The sequence below is a fragment of the Vibrio sp. S12_S33 genome (assembly GCF_963889785.1).
GTDB classification, from domain to species: Bacteria; Pseudomonadota; Gammaproteobacteria; order Enterobacterales; family Vibrionaceae; genus Vibrio; species Vibrio aestuarianus.
In genome coordinates this window covers 1-229 of the sequence record NZ_CAWPQZ010000454.1, presented here as the reverse complement: position 1 = coordinate 229, position 229 = coordinate 1, and the positions used below count along the sequence as shown (strand labels likewise).

The 229-nt window shown below is 43.2% G+C and carries 1 protein-coding gene; it reads left to right on the top strand.

All coding sequences use genetic code 11. The features are described from left to right. The coding region (locus tag AACW06_RS20710; protein ID WP_238336801.1) for a hypothetical protein at positions 1 to 229 on the top strand (229 nt) is incomplete at both ends.

Sequence of the window (229 nt, the reverse complement as noted above, 5' to 3'; positions counted from 1 at the left end):
CTTAAAAACGATCAATATCAGGTTGTTCAAAGATCCATTTCGACCAAGCCAACTTGCCGAAAACACGGAACGAATTCTCAATGAAATCATAGCTTGGACCCTAAAAACTGACCAAACACATAACGCCGCGTTAAGTGGTGAGCAACGCGACCACAATCCTAAACCATTGCGCCTTAAACACAAAACTCAACCTAGAATCGAAACTCCCAAGCGTTGGGAATCCGTCTTA